General features: G+C 63.5%; 1 protein-coding gene. It reads right to left on the bottom strand.

The annotated features are described in order from the left end of the window. Window positions 1-189: 189 nt before the first annotated feature. Entirely contained in the window at window positions 190-426 is a 237-nt protein-coding gene (locus AACY52_RS30990) for a DUF2158 domain-containing protein (protein WP_006023605.1), read from the bottom strand. Between the last annotated feature and the right edge of the window lie 32 nt (window positions 427-458).

Below are 458 nucleotides of genomic sequence, written 5' to 3'. Positions count from 1 at the left end.
ATGCGTCCTCAATCCGCTGCCGCGTGGCCTCCGCATCTGCCAGCAAGACTGTGCTGCCGCCCAGCGTGTCGAAGAACAGTGCCTCCAGCGCCGTCGCGTCGCGACGCGCGCAGGTCAGCTCATCAATGCCGGTCGAGCTATAACGGTCGATGCCGATGAACAGGCCGCGAAACGGCATGAGGCACCACGCTACGCCCGAACGACGCCGACGGAGAACGCGGCTCGTGGCTTCTCAGCCTTCTCCAGCACGACCGGCGCGAACGTGTCTTTCCGCGCGACCTGCTTGTTGCCCACCTTCTCGAACCAGACACACCAGACGGCATCCTCCTCCAGCATGGCCGTCTTCCCGACCTGCTCGACCGTCATGATCGGCCCGCCTGACTTCACCCGCACAAGATCGCCGGGCTTGAATTCGGTAGCATCCATTCTCCACGCTCCTTCTCGATGCCTATCTGTCC

Origin of the sequence: Pseudomonas sp. EA_65y_Pfl1_P113, from assembly GCF_963970525.1 — a bacterium.
Taxonomy (GTDB): Bacteria; Pseudomonadota; Gammaproteobacteria; order Pseudomonadales; family Pseudomonadaceae; genus Aquipseudomonas; species Aquipseudomonas tritici.
The sequence above is the reverse complement of the archived record's forward strand: the minus strand, read 5'-3'. Positions and strand labels throughout refer to the sequence as shown.